Genomic DNA, 17,307 nt, shown 5'->3' with positions numbered 1-17,307 from the left:
GTCGCACCGCGCGCTCGCGGGTGCGGCATCGGTGATCAAAGGGCCTTGCCCAGTTCCTTGGCGTGAAGCCAGTCGGCATGCTTCGGCGCCCGCTTGGTGCGCGACCATTCCTCCAGCATGTCCCACTTTACGGCATCCATGCGCTTCAGCAGCGCCTCTTCCTCCGGATCGGGGCAGGCAAGCTCGATGCGGTGACCGCTTGGGTCGAAGAAGTAGATCGAGTGGAAGATCGAGTGGTCGGTCACGCCCAGGACATTGACGCCATTGGCTTCCAGGTGGTCCTTGAACTTCAGCAGCGTGTCGCGGTCCTTCACCTTGAAGGCGATGTGCTGGACCCAGATGGGGGTGTTCGGGTCGCGGCCCATTTCCGGCTTTGTCGGCAGTTCGAAGAAGGCCAGGACATTGCCGTCCCCGGCATCGAGGAACAGGTGCATGTAGGGGTCGGGTTCGTGGGTGGAGGGCACGCGGTCCTCGGCGATGGCGAGGATGAAATCCATGTTCAGCATCTTGCCGTACCATTCCACCGTCTCCTTCGCGTCCTTGCAGCGGTAGGCGACGTGGTGAATCTTCTCGATCTTCATCATTTCCTCCGTTGCGGGACGGTTCAGGATTGGGCGGCCAAGGTCAGCGCCTGGTCCAGGACCTCGGCATCGCCGATGTGGTTGCTCAGGATCAGCACGAGGCGCGCGTTGATCGCGTCGCTTTCCGCCTTCGACTTGCCTTCATGCGCGGCCAAGAGGCGCGCGTAGAAATCATCGGGCCGGGCGATGTTGGGTTCGGTGTTCAGGGTGCCCATCTTGCGGTCCTCCTCAGGTGCGTCCGGTGGCGGTGTTCACGGCGTCCCGCACCGCGTCCGCGTCGAATTGGTCCCACCGCGCCGCGACGTGCTGGTCGGGGCGCATCAGGTAGACGGCGGAGCGCGCCTCGCCCAGGTAGCGTTCCGCAAGCTCGGGGTTGCCCTTGGCACTGAGCGCGAGCCGCGTGACCGCGATCCCGTCCACGTCGAGCGTCTCGGGCGCATCGGCGTCGATGGTCATCAGCTGGAACCGGCCTCCGAGCTTCTCCAGAAGCCAGGCGCCATCGACCGGGGCATCGACCATCGGCGCGCCGACGCGCGTGCGGGCGGGGCCGCCGGCCAGCGCGTCCGGGCCGTTCAGGCTGAGCCCGTCATAGACGCAAGGCACCGAAAGCCGCCCGGAGTTGACCAGGGGGCGCGCGAAGGTCGCCTTGCCGGCCAGCGACAGGACAGCATCCCGGAAGATCTTGCTGATCTCGGACTTGGGCGTGATGAAGTCGGTCGAGCGGGTCGAGTTCAGGATGTTTTCGTCCGCGCCGAAGATCCGTTCCTCGGAATAGCTGTCCAGAAGCCGCTCCGGCGCCTTGCCCTGGATGACGAGGCCGAGCTTCCAGCCGAGGTTGTCCACGTCCTGCATGCCGGAATTGGCCCCGCGCGCGCCGAAGGGCGACACCTGGTGCGCCGCGTCGCCGGCAAAGAACACCCTGCCGTGGCGGAAGCTGTCCATCCGCTTGCACTGGAAGGTGTAGATCGAGGACCAGACCATCTCGTAATCGACCTTGCCCAGGAAGGCGTCGAGGCGGCGGCGGATGTTCTCTTCCTTCATCTCTTCCTTGCGGTCGACGTCCCAGCCGATCTGGAAGTCGACGCGCCAGACATCGTCCGGCTGCTTGTGAAGCAGGGTCGAGGCCCCTTGGCCGTGGCTGGGTTCGAACCAGAACCAGCGTTCGGTCGGGAACTTCAGATCACCCTTCATCTTGATGTCGGCGATCAGGAAGCTGTCCTGGAACACCTTGCCGGTGAACTCGTGGCCCAGCATGGTGCGCAGGGGCGAACTTGCCCCGTCGCAGGCGATCAGCCAATCGGCCTCGACCTTGTAGGGGCCGTCGGGCGTCATCACGTCCAGAACGACGTGGTCGTCCTTGACCTCCAACGCGTCGACGCGGTTCTTGCCACGGATTTCGACCGGCGCACCCTCAGCCTGCAGCGCCCGCAGGCGATCGACCATGTATTTCTCGAAATAGGGCTGTTGAAGGTTGATGAAGGCCGGGTACTTGTGGCCCTGTTCGGGCAGCAGGTTGAATTCAAAGACCTTGTCGTCCTTGTGGAACACCTTGCCGAGGTTCCAGACCACACCCTTGTGCAACATCGGTTCGCCGCATCCGTAGCGATCCGCGACCTCGAGGCAGCGCTTGGCAAAGCAGATGGCCCGGCTTCCCATGCCGATGCCCTCGTGGTCATCCAGAACCAGCGTCGCAATGCCCTGCTGGCCAAGGTCGATCGCCGTCGCGATGCCGATCGGCCCGCCGCCGACGATGACGACGGGGTGGCGCACCGCGTCGGGCTTGTCCTGATCCGCCGACCGTTCGTAGGGGTAGACCTTGTAGGCCAGTTTGTAGCGGTCCTGAAGCACCGTCCGTTCCTCCTCCCTGGCAGAGCGGATCAGCCCTGCAGTTGCTCCCACATGTCCAGATCACGCTGCGCCGTCCAGATCCGCGGCGTGTCGATGCCGCGCGCCTCGTCGTAGGCCCGCGCGACGTTGAACGGCAGGCAGTGTTCGTAGATGGCGTAGTCCTTGAACTTCGGGTCGCAGGCCTCGCGCACCGCGTCCCAGGCGTCCTTGAGCGAGCCTCCCCTCGCTGCAACCTGCTGGGCGGGGCGGTAGGTGCTGTCGACGAAATCCCGCGTTGCGGAAAGGCCGGCATCCACCATCTCGCGCCCGACAAGGGCATCGCCACGGCCCGGCGCGATGAACTGGGGGTCGTAGGCCTTGACCGCGTCGAGCGTCCGGCCCCAGTCCTCGAAATGGCCGTCCCCGCAGTAGCAGGCAGAGTGGTATTCGACGATGTCGCCGGTGAACATGGTCTGCGCGTCGGGCACCCAGATGATGCTGTCGCCTGCGGTATGCGCGCGGCCGATCTGCTTGATCACGACCTTCCGCTTGCCCAGGTAGATCGTCATGCTGTCGCTGAAGGTGGTGGTGGGCCAGGTCAGGCCGGGGATCGATTCATGCCCCTGGAAAAGCCGCGGGAAGCGCTGGAACTCGCTGTCCCAGTCCTCCTGGCCGCGCTCGACGACCATGGCGCGGGCCTTGTCGGACATGATGATCTGGTCGGCGTTGAAGGCCGAGGCGCCCAGGACGCGCACCGCGTGGTAATGCGTCAGCACGACGTGGGTGATCGGCTTGTCCGTGACCTCACGAACCTTCTCGATCACCTTGTTGGCCAGGCGCGGCGTCGCCTGCGCCTCGACGATCATGACGCTGTCATCGCCGATGATGACACCGGAGTTGGGGTCGCCTTCCGCGGTGAACGCCCACAGACCCTCGCCAATCTCGGTGAAAGAGATCTTCTTTTCCGCCGTGTCGCCTTGCGACGCGAATGCTTTCGACATGGTCTTTCCTTTCGTCTGCGGGCCGGCATAGTTTCGAGCGCCAGAATCGTTGCAATCGAAACAAAGCTTTTATCGTTGCGATTGCAACGAAAGTCAATATCATTGCAGGCGAAACGTTTTCGCGAGGCTCTCATGGGCAAAGACCAGTTCCGCCTGTCCGGATTTCTGCCGTACCGACTGGCCGTGCTGTCCGAGCGCGTCAGTCATCGCCTTTCCATAGAATATGGCAAGATCCGCGGCCTGTCCGTCGCGGAGTGGCGCGTGCTCGTCCACCTGTCGCGCCAGGGCGCGATCTCGGTGAAGGATATCCACGACTGCGTGAACCTCGAGAAGTCTCGGGTCAGCCGGGCCGTGTCGCGGCTGGAAGCGGCGGGCCTGGTGGAGAAGGTGCCGGGCGAAACCGATGGCCGGCTTGTCGAGATTTCCCTCACTGTCGCGGGCGAGACTGCGCTTTCGGATATCCTGCCTGCCGCGCGGGCCTACGAGGACAAGCTGTGCGCCCGGATCAGCCGGCAAGACATGGATACTTTCTGTCGCGTGATGGAACAAATTCACTCGGTCCTGGACGACGACCCCGAGGCGAAGCGCCGGTCGCGGATGGATCTGCAACGACCGGACATCGAGAGGAGGAGTGCTGGCAGCCTGCCTTCCGGCGATCCGAGCCTGTGACCATCGCGCCCCCGGTCAGGTGTCCTGTCCCCAGCCGTATTCGCGTTCCTCGATTGCCTGGCATGCCTTCATCAAGGCCGCCAGGCCGCGATCCAGAGCCTCTCGGTCGGCGGGTGGAATTTGGCCGAGAATCAGGGCGGCGCGGCCCTCGACCTCGGCAAACGCCCGCGAGAAGGTGTCGCGGCCTTGATCCGTGATCGAGTAAAGCCGCAGGCGGCGGTCTTCGGCATCAATCACACGCGAAATAAGTCCCTTGTCCTCCAGGCGTTGCGCCGCTCGGCTGATCTGCACCTTGTCGAGGGTCGTTCGGCGCGCCAGATCGAGCGAAGTGATCCGTTCCGCGCCATCGATCAGGAACAAGAGCCGCCATTCCTCGCGCGTAAGGCCGAAGGCGCGTCCATAGACTGAAACCAACTGCCGTGAGAATGCCTCGGCAGTGATCGCAAGGCGGTAGGGAAAGAACGTTTCGAGCTGCATCGCTTCTCCTTCAACGCCCATGTAGCCCCAATTTCGTTGCAATTGAAGCGAAGAGAGGCGGGCGAGGTCAAGAGAGGCGGAGCGAACGCGCCCATGCAGTCTCAGGTCACGTCGAACAGCACGTTGGTTTGTCCGGTGCCCGAGGACGGGAAATACTCGGTCACGACTTCGCCACGACCCTTATAGGTCTTCCAGCCAACCTTCTCGCGGGATCGGTGGTGAATGCCGGGCGTGACCGGCATCGCGCCGCGGGCCGCGCGGGGATTCCGCAGATCGTCGCGCCGGGGTGCATGGACCTGATCGACTTCGCGGGCTGGCAGGACATTCCCGCGCAATTTCAGGACCGCCCCATTCACATGCACAACAAGTTGGTCAAGAACACCTTCTACAACGTGGACGAGCGGCGCGAAATCGCCCGGGAACTGAACAGCCGCATCGGAGAAAGCCGCGCGGCGACCCATCTCATCATCCCGATGGGCGGTATCGAGGAATGGGACCGGCCCGGCGGCGACTGCCACGACCCCGAGGGTCTGGCGGCCTTTCTGTCCGAGCTGCGCGCCATCGTGGCCCCCTCTGTCGAGGTCACGGAGCTTCAGGCCCACATCAACGATCCGGAGTTCTGCGCCGCCGCGCTGGAGATCTTCGATCAGTGGGTCGCGGATGGGATCGTGCCCGGCGCCAGGCCCTGATCACCGCTCGTCAGCGTCGGCGGCCACTGCGCCGCGCGTTCACCCCGGCATCTTGGCAAAGGATGCGAGGCTTCGCGCAGCGGCGTTCCTGTAACTGGCCGGGACGGTTCCGCCGACGTTGAAGGTGACCTTCTCCGCCTCGCGAATGAGCGCGCAGATGATGGTCTGGCGAAGGTCAGGCGTCATCCGGTGCGCGGGTGTGGCAACGGCGATCGAGCCTGATGCAAATCCGTCCGCGTAGAAGACCGGAACGGCGATGCCATAAACGTCCTCCTCATTGCCCTGGTCCGATTCCGCGAAACCCGACGCCGCGACCTCTTCGAGTCGCTGACGCAAGAGCTTTACGTCGGTGACGGTGTGGGCGGTCTTTGCGGACAGCGAGGATGAGAGGGTTCGCTCTCGCAGCTCCGGATAGGCGAAGGCAAGTGCGGCCATGCCGGACGCGGTGGTGTGGAACGGCAAGACCTCGCCAGCCACGAGCGAGACGCGACTGCTGCGATTGCTTTCGCAGACATCGATTGTCGCAAGCGCGCGCCCCGAAATCAGCGAAGCATGTGCGGTTTCCCCCGTTTTCGAGGCCAGCGAATCCAGCGCCGGTTGGAATATCGCGGTGACCGGAAAGGATTTTTCACGCACGCGGGCCAGCCGAAGAACGCCGGGGCCGAGCCGGTAGAGACGTGCGGCACCCCTCTGTTCGACCAATCCCGCATCGGCCAGAACCGACATCATCCGGTGGACCGTTGCCTTGTCGAGGCCCGTTCGCCGCGCAAGATCGGAAAGGCCGACTTCGGGCGTGTCTTCGGAAAACTGGTCAAGCAGGGTCAGCGCCTTGGCTACGGTGGTCGACACGTCGCTCTCTCCGTCAGGAACGCGCCGGCCCCGCCTGCACATTCATTTTCGTTGACACGGCGACAATCCGCCGCATAATATTGAACCGCCGGTGATAATAATGAACCACGGAAGAAGCGCAAGTGAAAAGTATCATGGGACCCGCGCTGGCGATCGTCCTGGCGACCTGCGGACTGACCGGAGCTGCGCAGGCGGAGTATCCTGAGCGCCCGGTCACCTTTATCGTCCCCTGGCCTCCCGGTAATCTGGAGGATGAGTTGACCCGCATCATCGCGGACGCCCCGACAGAAGAGACGGGCGTTCCCGGCAAGGCCATCAAGCGTCCCGGCGGCGGCGCGGTGGAAGGGGCCACCTTCGTGGCGCAGGCGACCCCGGACGGATACACCGTCGGGTCATTCGTCCTGGACGTGCCGACGGTGCAAATCATCAAGAATGTCGCGACCTACGACCGCTCGACCTTCGTGCCGGTAGGGATTTTCCTGACATATCCCTTCGCACTCGTCGCGAGGGGCGATGCACCCTATTCCGACTTGGCCAGCCTGGCGGACTACGCCAAGGCGAACCCTGTCAAGCTCAGCCAATTCGGCTATGACGTGATCCCGACAATGGAGACGCTCGAGGCGGCGCGGCAACTCGGCTTCGAGTTTGCGGCCGATACGCCTGCCGATATGCTTGACTGTGCGCTGTTGCAATCGGGTGACGTGGACCTGATGGCGACGTCGATGGCGCTCGTGCTGCCCTGCCTCGACAGCGTCAAGGTTCTGGCCGCCTACGCCGACACGCCGTTGTCGCTCGCCCCGGATGCAAAGCTTCTGTCAGAGCAGATTCCCGGCCTCGACATCACCTTGTGGAACGGGCTTTTCGTGCCGAAAGATACGCCCCAGGAGGTGATCGACAGGATCGCTCAAACCGCCTCGAAGGCGATGCAATCCGAGAAGGCGCAGGACGTCGCCAAGAACACGGGCGCCGGCGTATACTGGATCGGTCCCGACGAGGCCGCCAAGCGCATCGATGCCGATTACGCGGCTGCCGAGAAACTTGTCGCGGCAGCGCAATAATGAACGATGTGCTCCGGTGTCCGGTCGGCCAGCCCGCCGGACGCCGGGTCCACCAAGCGGCCGCGCAGGCCGTTCATGCATTCGATCGTGCAAGAAGGCCCGCAAGGGCCGAAGGACGCCCGGCTTTCGCGGACATGGCTCGGCAAGCCGGTGCCGTTTCAGAGACACCCATCATCCGAGGGAGCAAGCAATGTCTGACCAACAGGGGTCTGCCGGTATCGAGACAATTGCTCATGGCGTTCCGCTGCCGGACGATCCCGAGCACTCCGAATTCGTGCATCCTGAAGCGCAGGGCATGATCGCACTGGTGTTCGCCGTGCTGGCCTGCCTGCTTCTTGCCCTTTTGCCTGTCGCAACGCGTTCCGCGCCGATGCAGAAAGGCTGGTGGGTCGAGCCGGCTACCTGGCCGATCTTCACGCTTGCGATCACGCTTGCCGCCTCGGCCTTTCAGGTCCTTGCGTGGCTTCGCATCGCGGCGCGGAGCACGGACCGGGGCACCTTCGTCCGCAGGTCGCGATGGGCGTTCGGCAACCTTCAGCCAGCGCTGGAATATTCGGGCATCTTTCTGGTCTACCTGTTCATGATCGTGTTCGCCATCGTGGGTCGCATCATGATCGGGAACGACATTCCGGCCTTTCCGATGGTGATCGGGCTTGTCCTTGGCCCTCTGTTCGAGTGGCGCTTCGCGCAGTCGATGAGCCTTTCCAACGGTAACATCCTTGTCTTCTTCGAGCGTCCGATCTCGGCCACGCTCATCGGTCTTGCCGTCTTCGGGATCCTCGTCTTCGCGTTGATCGGGCTGCGGCGCAGACGAACACCGCTGCCGGACCAGGGCGACCAGTCAGGCAGCTGAGCACATTGGCAACGAAGAATGAGGGGGCCAGACAGATCGCAGGTCTGGCATCCCCGGAAACCGAAGGAATGGAACCGACTTATGTCTGATCTTATCGCGCGGCGGCGGAACCTACTGGGACCCAACGTATCCACGTTCTACGACGACCCCGTCCACATTGTCCGTGGAGAAGGGGTGTGGCTTTGGGATGCGGACGGTCGGCGCTATCTCGACTGCTACAACAACGTTCCCCATGTCGGGCACTGCAATCCGCGCGTGGTCGATGCGATCTGCACGCAGGCCCGCACCCTCAACACCCACACGCGCTATCTGCACGAAGGCATTCTCGACTACGTTGCCCGGCTGACGGCGACGTTCGAAGACCCGCTCAAGACCGCGATCCTGACCTGCACGGGATCTGAGGCCAACGACATCGCGCTGCGTATGGCAGAGGCGATGACGGGTAAGCGCGGGATTGTCGCGACCGACGCGACCTACCATGGCAACACGACGCTTGTTAGTCATCTCTCCAGAAGCAACGTGCCTGAGGTCGGCTTCGGGCTGGGCGAAAATTTCCGGCATGTCGAGGCGCCGGACAGCTATCGGATCGACGATCCCGACGGACAGCGCTTTGCCGAAAAGGTGCAACAAGCGATCGACGATCTGGAAGGCGCGGACATCGGGTTCGCCGCGCTGATCGTCTGCCCGCTGTTCCTGAACGAGGGTTTCCCTGACCAGCGGGAAGGCTGGTTGCGGCCCGCCGCCGAGGTCGTGCGAAGGGCAGGGGGGATCTTGATCTGCGATGAGGTCCAGTCGGGCTTTGCCCGGTGCGGCCACCACTTCTGGGCGCACCAGAAACAGGGCGTGGTGCCTGATGTGGTCACGATGGGAAAACCCATGGGCAACGGCCATCCGGTTGCGGGGCTGGTCACGAATGCCGAGATCATGGAGCGTTTTCGCAACTCGTTCCGGTACTTCAATACGTTCGGCGGAAATCCGGTGTCCTGCGCCGCGGCGATGGCGGTCCTTGAAGAGATCGAGGAAAAGCATCTTCAAGCCAATGCGCTTCGTATCGGAATCTTGGCCAAGGAAAGACTTGCGGCCCTGGCCCGGAAATACGAGGTCATCGGGGATGTCCGTCAAAGCGGCATGGTGTTCGGAGCTGAATTCGTGCTGGACCGCGCGACGAAAGAGCCTGCCATCGCCTATGCCGACCGTGTGGTCAACGCCATGCGCGACCGCGGTATCCTCTTGTCCAAGCTCGGTCGCCACAAGAACACGCTGAAGATCCGGCCGCCCATGCCCTTTGCCGAGGAACATCTGGACCTGCTGATCGAGACGCTGGACGATGTCATGGCGACGACCGAGGTGCGCCGTTGACAGATCCGGTCCGCCAAGCCCTTGCGCTGTGGGGCCTTGAAGGCGCCACGAGCGAATTCGTCGCCGGGCGCGAAAACCGCGTCTATCGCATCCGTTCCGATCAGTGCGATTTTGCCCTTCGCATCAAACGTCCGGGCTACCGGACGGAGGCCGAGCTCTTGTCGGAGCTTCAGTGGCTCGACGCGATGCACGCCGCAGGTCTGTCGGTGCCAAGACCGCGTCCGGCGCTTTCGGGGGCGCTGCTGGAAACCGTCGGAAGCCACTATGTCGACCTGGTCGGGTGGTTGTCGGGACGACCGCTCGGCCAAAGCCGCGATCGCCTCGCGATCGACGATGCGCCCGGCATTTTCGCGTGCCTCGGCGCAGAAATAGCCCGCTTGCACGACGCCTGCGATGCATGGAGGCGACCGGACACATTCACCCGATGCGCCTGGGACCTCGACGGATTGCTTGGCGACGATCCCCTTTGGGGCCGCTTCTGGGAGAATCCGACACTCGACCCGGAAACCCGTCAGCTGCTGCAACAGTTCCGGCAAGAGGCCGTCCGCGACCTCGGGGCGATGGGAAGTTGCGCCGACTATGGCCTGATCCACGCGGATATCGTGCGTGAGAACGTGCTGGTCGATGGGCCAAATCTTCGACTGATCGATTTCGATGACGGGGGATTTGGCTATCGGCTCTTCGACATCGCGACCGCGCTGTTGAAGAACATCGACGAACCGAACTGCGGCGAGCTGCAGGCCGCTCTAGTGTCCGGCTACCGCTCCCGCCGCCGGATCGATGAGAAAATGCTGGATCTTTTCCTGGCGCTGCGTGCTGTGACCTACGTCGGCTGGATTGTGCCACGCATCACCGAAGAGCATGGGGCGGATCGCAACGCGCGCTTCATTCGCACCGCGCGCCGCCTGTGTTCCGCATATCTCGGCCAGCCTCACCGGGCTTGAAGGCACGAGGGCCGCGTGTCAGCAGAAAATGGGGAAGTCATGGGACATCGGTTCAAGAGAATGACATTCTGATCACCGGCGCGGGAACCGGCATCGGCGCGCCGTGCCGGGAACTCTTCGGCGGTATCGCCTAAAGCTTGATCCAGGCGGTCTTGAGGTCGAGGTACTTGTCGAAGGCGTGCAGCGACTTGTCGTGGCCGTTCCCCGATTGCTTCACACCGCCCAGTGGCACAGTGATGTCTGACCCTCCGTAGGTGTTCACATGAACCACGCCGGCCTTGATCGCACGCACCATCCGGTGGGCGCGCGACAGATCGCCTGTCCACACGGCGGCGGCAAGGCCGTAGTCGGTGCCATTGGCAATCTGGATGGCCTCTTCCTCGGTGTCGAAGGGGATCACTGCCAGAACCGGGCCGAACACCTCGTCCCGCGCGAGCCGGTCCGTGGGGGCGACCCCCGTCACGATCGTCGGCGCCATGTAGTAGCCGCCGGTTTCCTCGAGGATGCGGCTGCCGCCGATGCGGATGTCGCGCCCAAGGGCGCGTGCTTCGTCGACGAAGCCCAGGTTTTGTTCAAGCTGGGTCAGGCTATTGACCGCCCCCGCCGCAGTGGAGGGATCAAGCGGATCGCCGACCTTCATGGACTTGGCGACGCCTGCGAGCGCCTCGATGAATTCATCGTGGATCGACCGTTCGACCAGGAGCCTGGACGCAGCAACACACACCTGACCGGAATTGCGGAAGATGCCGCCGGCCGAAACCTTCGCGGCCTCGGCCAGATCGGGCGCATCTGCAAAGACGATGTTGGGGGACTTGCCGCCCAGCTCAAGGTAGACGCGCTTGAGGTTGGATCGGGCGGCGTATTCCAGCAGCCGCCGACCCACCGGACCCGACCCGGTGAAGACCAGGACGTCGACGTCCATCGACAGGGCGATCGCCTCGCCGACGACCGAGCCTTTCCCGGTGACCACGTTGAACACGCCCGGCGGCATGCCCGCCTCGATCGCCAGTTCCGCCAGGCGCACCAGGGTCAGCGATGCCGTCTCGGCCGGTTTCAGCACCATCGTGTTGCCAGCCGCGAGCGCGGGCGCGAACTTCCACGACCCGATCATGAGCGGGAAGTTCCACGGCACGATCGCGCCGACGACGCCGACCGGTTCTCGATGAACGAGCCCGAGAACATCCGGCCCGGTCGGTGCGATTTCTCCGTAGAGCTTGTCGAGGGCCTCGGCGTAGTAGCGGATGGTGCCGACGGCGGAGAGCGGTTCCGCCTTGAGCGCCATGCCGATCTCGGTGCCATTGTTTCGCACCCCGAGCACGGCAAGCTCCAGCGCTTCGTTTTCGATGAGATCGGCCCATGCAAGCAGGATCTTCTTGCGCTGCGCAGGCGCCATGCCTGACCAGCGCCCATCGTCGAAGGCGCGGCGGGCCGCGGCGATCGCCCGGTCGGCATCGTCCTTCGTGCCGCAGGCCATGGTCGTCAGCACCTTTCCGTCGAGCGGAGAGATCACCTCAAGCGTGCCGCCGTCCGAGGCGGCACGCGCCACGCCGTCGATCACATGACCTGACTGCGGCACGCGAGCATTGCGAAGCGCCTCGATTTTGGTCCGGTCGAGCATTGCGTTCTATCCCTGCTGGCTGTCGTGAATATCGTGGTCGTGAGAGAATTCGGGGTCGCGGGCCTTGCGCTCGCGCATGATCCCCCAGACGTGGAGAACCAGGAGCGCGACGATGGCGATCGCCAGAAGCGCTGCGATCGGCCGGTCGACGAAATCCAGCGGCGTGTTGACGCGGGCCATGGCCGAACGCAGCTTCACCTCCATTATGCCGCCAAGAACCATGCCAAGTATGATTGGAACGACGGGCAGGTTCTGGCGCTTGAGGATCAGGCCCAGAATGCCGAAGGCGGAGGCGAGCAGGCAATCGGTCACCGAATTGCGCAACGAATAGACGCCGACGAAGCTCAGGGTGAGGATCGTCATGCCAAGAAACCTTGTCGGGATCTGGATGATCTTCATCAGGAGGTTCGAGCTGAGGCCAACGAAGATCACGACAATCACGTTGAGCAGGATCATTGCGATGTAGAGCGCGTAGATGAAATCCAGGTGATCCCGGAAGAGGGCTGGCCCGGGTATCACGTTATGCACGTAGAAGACCGAGAGCATCATCGCGGTCAGCGCCTCGCCGGGGATGCCGAGGGCCAGCAACGGGATCATCGCCGCCGCCGGCACGGCATTGTTGGCACTCTCCGAAGCGACCAGGCCCTCGGGGCTGCCCTTGCCGAACTCTTCCGGGGTCTTGGAGGTCTTTTGGGCGTAGGTATAGGTGAGGAACTGCGCGGTGAACTCTCCGACGCCCGGGATCATTCCCATGAGCACGCCAAAGCCGGACCCGGCCGACGCAATCCGCTTGTGGCGGAACACGCCCAACATCGACTTGAACATGTTGCCGGAGACGTGCTGCGATTTGGGCGCGTGATCCGGATCGACGAGCAGGACGAAGGCCTGGCTGATCGCGAAAAGACCCAGAACGACAACGATAAGGTCGACGCCGGATGTCAGGAACTCGAACCCGAACGTGAAGCGCTGCGTGTATTTCACAGGCTCCAGCCCGACCGTTCCCAGAAAGATGCCGAAGGCGGCAAGCGAGCCTGCGGCGAAAGTCTGCCCGCGGTGGGCGATCACCACGAGGATCACACCGAGCAACGCCGCGAGAAAGATTTCACGTGATCCGAACATCGGGGCCACTTTTGCCAGCACCGGTGAAAGCAGGATGAGGGCGAGGATTGAGAGGATCCCGCCGACAAAACTTGCACCGTAGGCGAGCCCCAGCGCACGCAGCGCTTCCCCGCGCTTGGTCATCGGGTGGCCGTCGTAGGTCGTCAGCGCATTGACGGCCGTTCCGGGCGTGTTGATGAGGACCGCCGGCAACGACCCCCCATACATCGAGGAGCCGTAGATGCCGAGGAGCATCGTGAGACCGACGATCGGCTCCAATGCGAAGGTGGCAGGCAGAAGGATGGCGATGGCCACTGCGGCACCCACGCCGGGGATCGCACCGATGATGACCCCGCCGATCGAGCCGACAAGCAAGGCCAGGCCAACTTCGGGAGACAGGATGAGGTTCAAACCGCCGATCAAGGATTCCACGTCGTGCTCCTCAGAGGTAGGTCAGAAGAAAGCTGCGAATGCTGCCCGCCGGGAGCAGATCGTAGGCGGCGCCTGCCGGGATCTTCACATGCAGGAACGTTTTGAACAGAACGACCACCACAACCGCGAAAAGCGCGGCCATCACGGACCATTTCCAGCCCCGGTAGCCAAGGCGAAAGGTCAGGGACACCGTGAACAGGATTGTGGCAGGGAGGTAGCCAAGGACGGGCACAAGGAAAACATAGGCCATGAACCACAGGCCGTATTCAATGGCCTTGATCCACTGGACGACTTCCGCGAGCCGTCCTGGAATCCGCTCTGAAACGAGCGCCCCGATCATGTGCAGCGTGCTGAAAACCAACATCAAGGCGATCGCGACCGACGGCCAGAAGGCGGGTTGAGCGAAAAGCGCCGTGCCCTCCACCCAAGTGATCTGGAAGGGCAGGCAGGCCGCCAAGAACAGCGCGAAGGCAAAGGACAGGAACGCAATGACGAAGTCACCCGGCCGCCGGTAGCGACGGAAAAGGTCCTGCAACGTCTTGATGCGACTCATTTCTATCTCCGGGTGCCAGACGGACCCCGAGACGGATGCCTCGGGGCCTTGGTGTGGTTATTGGGCGAGCATATCGTTGATCTTGGCCAACGTTGCCGAGTCGGCCTCGATCTGTGCTTCGCTGTCCGCAGCGCCCTGCCAGTAGATCAGCGCGCCTGTCTCCGCCGCGAGTTTGGCTGCCGCTTCGGATTTCATGACCTTTTCGGCGACAGCAGTGATCTTTTCACGCGCATCGGCCGGCGTGTCCTTGTTGACGAAAAGGCCATTCCACAATGAGACGCTCAACTCGGGCGCAAGTTCAGCCACGGTCGGCGTGTCCGCCGTCAGCGGTAAGCGCGAGGAACCGATGGACGCCAGCACGTTGACGTCGTCGATGCAGGGCAGGATGAGTTGGAGCGTCGTGTTGATCACGTCGGCGTCGCCGGACGCCAGGGTGTTGCAGTCCAGCGCGTCGAAGGCGGCTTCCGACGCGTAGTCAAAACCCATCGTCTTCGCCAGGGCGAGCGTGACCTTGGTCGGGACCAGCACGGAGCCGAAATGGCCAAGGGCCACGTCGTTGTCTTTGGCGTGGGCGGCAAGCTCTTCCATCGTCTGGTAGGGCGCGCTCTTGGAGGAAACGATCACGAAGGGATAGGTCAGGAAGATCCCCAGAGGATCGAACGGGTTTGGATTGAGCGCGGGGATTCCGGTATTGGGACCGGAGACGGGCACGCCGACGACAAAGGAGCCCACGGTGTAGCCGTCCGCCGGCGCGCTTGCCACTTCGGCGGCGCCTGGGAACGGTCCGCCGCCGCCGCCTGGCTTGTTCACCACTGCCGCCGGCACACCGTAGGTTGCCTGGAACTCATCCGCGATCATGCGCGTCAGCACGTCTTCAAGGTCACCCGGCGGCCACGGCACGATGAATTCGACCGCCTTCTCGGGATATTCGGCGAGCGCAGCGCCGGGAATCGCAAGCGCCGCTGCGGCGGCTGTGATCGCGACAAGTTTCTTCATCATCGGATGATCTCCCTGTTAAGGTTCATTATTCGAACCGGTAGTATCATTTATTGTTGCATGGGAAATGAAAATCCGTCAACAATTGAATCACCGAGCGGATTGTCCGTGGCCTTTGTCGAAGAGCTGATCATGGGAACCATCACCAACGCCCTTGAATTGCTGAGCTTATTCTCGCGAGTCCGGCCGTCGCTGGGGCTGGGCGATCTCGTGCGCCTGTCTGGTCGCGACAAGGCAACTGTACACCGCTATCTTGTCGAACTGACGCAAAATGGCTTTCTCCAGCAAAATCCGAACACTCGAACCTACTGCCTTGGTCCGGCGATTCTGCGACTGGCGGCCGTGCGCGAGGCAACGGCGCCGGTGCGCAGCATGGTCATGCCAATCATCGAGGCCTTGGCCGAGGAGACAGGGGAGCTCGTGCACTTTTCTCTGCTTCACGGAACGAAGCTTTCACCCGTTTGTCATGTCGACCCTCGCCGCCATGGCACCCAGGTCCATTTCGACGAAGCCGACATGCTGCCTTTGCACGCGACCGCTTCGGGTGTCGCTGTTTTGGCTTTTGGCACGGATGCCTTGCGTCAGCAGGTGCTGCGAGGCGAACTTCACGCTTATGCCGACAACACCGTGACCAGGCCGGAGGCGCTTTGTGCCTTGATCGAGCGCGCGGCCCAAACCGGTATGGGCGAGGTCAGCAAGGCCTTCGACAACGAGGTCGCATCGCGTGCCATGCCGATCTTCGACGCCGAGGGCAGCGTCGCTGGTGCCCTCGCCGTCGCCATGCCGCTTGCCCGAATGACAGAACAGAAGAAGCGCGAAACGGCGAAGTCGCTTCGCGAGGGGATGAAGAAAGTCACGCGCGCGATAGGCGGCGTGGTTCCTGAACACTATGCAGCGCTGGCGCGGCAAGCCGCTGAATGACCGGAGAATGAAGATGAAAGACGGCAATTTCCTGAAAGAGCACAACGCCCGCCACCTGTGGCACCCGATGGCGCATCCGGCAGAAATGCAGGCCAATCCGCCCGACATTATCGTTGGAGCGGAGGGCGTCGAGATCATCGATGTCGACGGTCACCGCGTCGTCGATGCCGTCGGGGGGCTCTGGAATGTCAACCTTGGTTATTCCTGCGCGCCGGTCAAGGAAGCCATCGCGCGCCAGCTTGATCGGCTGCCCTACTATTCGATCTTCCGCGGCACGACGAACGACAATGTCATCGAGCTTGCCGAGATGCTGAGGGATTTCTTCGCGCACGACGGATTGTCGCGTGCCTTCTATACGTCGGGGGGGTCCGACAGCGTCGAGGTCGCTCTGCGCCTTGCACGGCAGTATCACAAGCTGCGCGGAGAAGCGGGCCGCGTGAAGTTTCTGTCTCTGAAGAAGGGCTATCACGGCACCCATACGCTTGCCGCAAGCGTCAATGGAAACGCCAACTTCCGTACCCAGTACGAGCCGCTGATGTCGGGGTGTTATCATGTGCCAGCGCCCTACACCTATCGCAATCCGTTCAACGAGACCGATCCGGCCAGGCTGGCGGGGCACGTTCTTGCCGCGATCGAGGACGAGATCCGGTTCCAGGACCCCTCGACGATCGCCGCCTTCATCATGGAACCGGTGCTCGGCGCAGGGGGGGTCATTCCGCCGCACGAAAGCTTCATGCCCGGCGTACGCGAGATCTGCACCAAATACGGGATCCTGCTGATCGCAGACGAGATCATTACGGCATTCGGCCGTACTGGCGACTGGTCGGGGTCCCGTCACTGGGGCGTGCGGCCGGACATGATGACGACCGCCAAGGCGATCACCAACGGTTATTTCCCCTTCGGCGCGCTCATGATCTCTGATGAAGTTGCCGAAGTGTTCGAGAAGGACACCACCGGCAAGGGCGCGATTGCCTCCGGTTATACCTATTCCGGACATCCGGTGGGTGCAGCGGCCGCCATCGCCTGCATCAAGGAAACCCTTAGACTGAACGTGACGGAAAACGCGGCGGCGCGAGGGTCTCAGATGTTTGCCGGTCTCGAAGCGTTGAAGGGCAAGTACGAGATCATCGGCGATGTTCGCGGCGGCCATGGCCTGATGTCCGCGCTCGAACTGGTCTCAGACCGTGCCACCAAGGCGCCGATCGACAAGCAGAGTATCGCCGCCGTGCAGCGCGGTGCCTACGCGGCGGGCGCGATGATCCGGGTCTCGGGCAACAACATCATCCTGTCCCCGCCCCTTGTGGTGTCGGATGCCGATGTGAACACGATCCTGTCCGCCTTGGAAGCTGGTTTGTCCACGGTATCCTGAACGGGATGGCCAA

Annotated in this window: 18 protein-coding genes; 8 read left to right on the top strand and 10 right to left on the bottom strand. The window is 63.0% G+C overall.

What is annotated here, in order from left to right; translation table 11 throughout:
- Positions 1-35 precede the first annotated feature (35 nt).
- Genes OEW28_RS11690 through OEW28_RS11675 form a run of 4 tightly spaced genes read right to left on the bottom strand, consistent with a single transcriptional unit; the run spans position 36 to position 3,409 of the window.
- A complete protein-coding gene (locus tag OEW28_RS11690; protein ID WP_263734934.1) occupies positions 36-581 on the bottom strand; it encodes a VOC family protein in 546 nt (181 codons plus the stop codon).
- Positions 582-604: 23 nt separating this feature from the next.
- A complete protein-coding gene (locus OEW28_RS11685; protein WP_263734933.1) occupies positions 605-796 on the bottom strand; it encodes a DUF2783 domain-containing protein in 192 nt (63 codons plus the stop codon).
- Positions 797-809: 13 nt separating this feature from the next.
- Complete coding sequence (locus OEW28_RS11680; protein ID WP_263734975.1) at positions 810-2,429, bottom strand: FAD-dependent oxidoreductase; 1,620 nt, start codon at positions 2,427-2,429, stop codon at positions 810-812.
- 29 nt (positions 2,430-2,458) lie between these two features.
- Complete coding sequence (locus OEW28_RS11675) at positions 2,459-3,409, bottom strand: MBL fold metallo-hydrolase (RefSeq protein WP_263734932.1); 951 nt, start codon at positions 3,407-3,409, stop codon at positions 2,459-2,461.
- A 132-nt stretch (positions 3,410-3,541) separates the two neighbouring features.
- On the opposite strand from OEW28_RS11675, the gene OEW28_RS11670 reads away from it, so the two are divergent.
- Positions 3,542-4,078, top strand: coding sequence for a MarR family winged helix-turn-helix transcriptional regulator (locus OEW28_RS11670; protein ID WP_263734931.1), 537 nt, complete (start codon positions 3,542-3,544; stop codon positions 4,076-4,078).
- A 15-nt stretch (positions 4,079-4,093) separates the two neighbouring features.
- Here OEW28_RS11670 and OEW28_RS11665 read toward each other — a convergent pair whose 3' ends face one another.
- Positions 4,094-4,555 (bottom strand): MarR family winged helix-turn-helix transcriptional regulator, encoded by a 462-nt coding sequence (locus tag OEW28_RS11665; protein WP_263734930.1) that lies wholly within the window; start codon positions 4,553-4,555, stop codon positions 4,094-4,096.
- A gap of 215 nt (positions 4,556-4,770) precedes the next feature.
- Here OEW28_RS11665 and OEW28_RS11660 point away from each other — a divergent pair, with 215 nt between their 5' ends.
- Positions 4,771-5,244: a Tm-1-like ATP-binding domain-containing protein gene (locus OEW28_RS11660; RefSeq protein ID WP_318527537.1), complete on the top strand. Its 474-nt coding sequence runs from the start codon at positions 4,771-4,773 to the stop codon at positions 5,242-5,244.
- A 39-nt stretch (positions 5,245-5,283) separates the two neighbouring features.
- Here OEW28_RS11660 and OEW28_RS11655 read toward each other — a convergent pair whose 3' ends face one another.
- Positions 5,284-6,093: an IclR family transcriptional regulator gene (locus OEW28_RS11655; RefSeq protein WP_263734928.1), complete on the bottom strand. Its 810-nt coding sequence runs from the start codon at positions 6,091-6,093 to the stop codon at positions 5,284-5,286.
- 122 nt (positions 6,094-6,215) lie between these two features.
- Between OEW28_RS11655 and OEW28_RS11650 the strand changes: the two genes are divergently transcribed.
- From OEW28_RS11650 to OEW28_RS11635, 4 genes are all read left to right on the top strand, one after another.
- On the top strand, positions 6,216-7,151 hold the full coding sequence (locus OEW28_RS11650; RefSeq protein WP_263734927.1) for a tripartite tricarboxylate transporter substrate binding protein: 936 nt from the start codon (positions 6,216-6,218) through the stop codon (positions 7,149-7,151).
- A gap of 190 nt (positions 7,152-7,341) precedes the next feature.
- Positions 7,342-8,004, top strand: coding sequence for a hypothetical protein (locus OEW28_RS11645; RefSeq protein ID WP_263734926.1), 663 nt, complete (start codon positions 7,342-7,344; stop codon positions 8,002-8,004).
- Positions 8,005-8,085: 81 nt separating this feature from the next.
- Positions 8,086-9,363, top strand: a complete 1,278-nt coding sequence (locus tag OEW28_RS11640) for an aspartate aminotransferase family protein (RefSeq protein WP_263734925.1) — start codon at positions 8,086-8,088, stop codon at positions 9,361-9,363.
- Positions 9,360-10,307, top strand: a complete 948-nt coding sequence (locus tag OEW28_RS11635; RefSeq protein WP_263734924.1) for a phosphotransferase enzyme family protein — start codon at positions 9,360-9,362, stop codon at positions 10,305-10,307. The genes OEW28_RS11640 and OEW28_RS11635 overlap by 4 nt, the downstream gene beginning before the upstream one ends.
- Positions 10,308-10,437: 130 nt before the next feature.
- On the opposite strand, the gene OEW28_RS11630 is transcribed toward OEW28_RS11635, so the two are convergent.
- The 4 genes from OEW28_RS11630 to OEW28_RS11615 are packed head-to-tail and all read right to left on the bottom strand — an operon-like array spanning position 10,438 to position 15,004.
- Positions 10,438-11,925 (bottom strand): aldehyde dehydrogenase, encoded by a 1,488-nt coding sequence (locus tag OEW28_RS11630; RefSeq protein WP_263734923.1) that lies wholly within the window; start codon positions 11,923-11,925, stop codon positions 10,438-10,440.
- A gap of 6 nt (positions 11,926-11,931) precedes the next feature.
- Positions 11,932-13,455: a tripartite tricarboxylate transporter permease gene (locus tag OEW28_RS11625; RefSeq protein ID WP_263734922.1), complete on the bottom strand. Its 1,524-nt coding sequence runs from the start codon at positions 13,453-13,455 to the stop codon at positions 11,932-11,934.
- Between the two features lie 10 nt (positions 13,456-13,465).
- Positions 13,466-14,008 carry a tripartite tricarboxylate transporter TctB family protein gene (locus OEW28_RS11620; RefSeq protein ID WP_263734921.1) on the bottom strand — a complete coding sequence of 181 codons (543 nt, stop codon included), beginning with the start codon at positions 14,006-14,008 and terminating at the stop codon, positions 13,466-13,468.
- 57 nt (positions 14,009-14,065) lie between these two features.
- Positions 14,066-15,004, bottom strand: coding sequence for a tripartite tricarboxylate transporter substrate binding protein (locus OEW28_RS11615; RefSeq protein WP_263734974.1), 939 nt, complete (start codon positions 15,002-15,004; stop codon positions 14,066-14,068).
- A 108-nt stretch (positions 15,005-15,112) separates the two neighbouring features.
- Between OEW28_RS11615 and OEW28_RS11610 the strand changes: the two genes are divergently transcribed.
- Together OEW28_RS11610 and OEW28_RS11605 are read left to right on the top strand one after the other, a co-directional pair.
- Positions 15,113-15,925: an IclR family transcriptional regulator gene (locus tag OEW28_RS11610; RefSeq protein ID WP_263734920.1), complete on the top strand. Its 813-nt coding sequence runs from the start codon at positions 15,113-15,115 to the stop codon at positions 15,923-15,925.
- A gap of 13 nt (positions 15,926-15,938) precedes the next feature.
- Entirely contained in the window at positions 15,939-17,294 is a 1,356-nt protein-coding gene (locus OEW28_RS11605; RefSeq protein ID WP_263734973.1) for an aminotransferase class III-fold pyridoxal phosphate-dependent enzyme, read from the top strand.
- Positions 17,295-17,307: the final 13 nt, after the last annotated feature.

This window comes from Albidovulum marisflavi (assembly GCF_025751435.1).
Lineage (GTDB): Bacteria > Pseudomonadota > Alphaproteobacteria > Rhodobacterales > Rhodobacteraceae > Albidovulum > Albidovulum marisflavi.
This window is presented reverse-complemented; position numbering and strand designations above follow the sequence as displayed.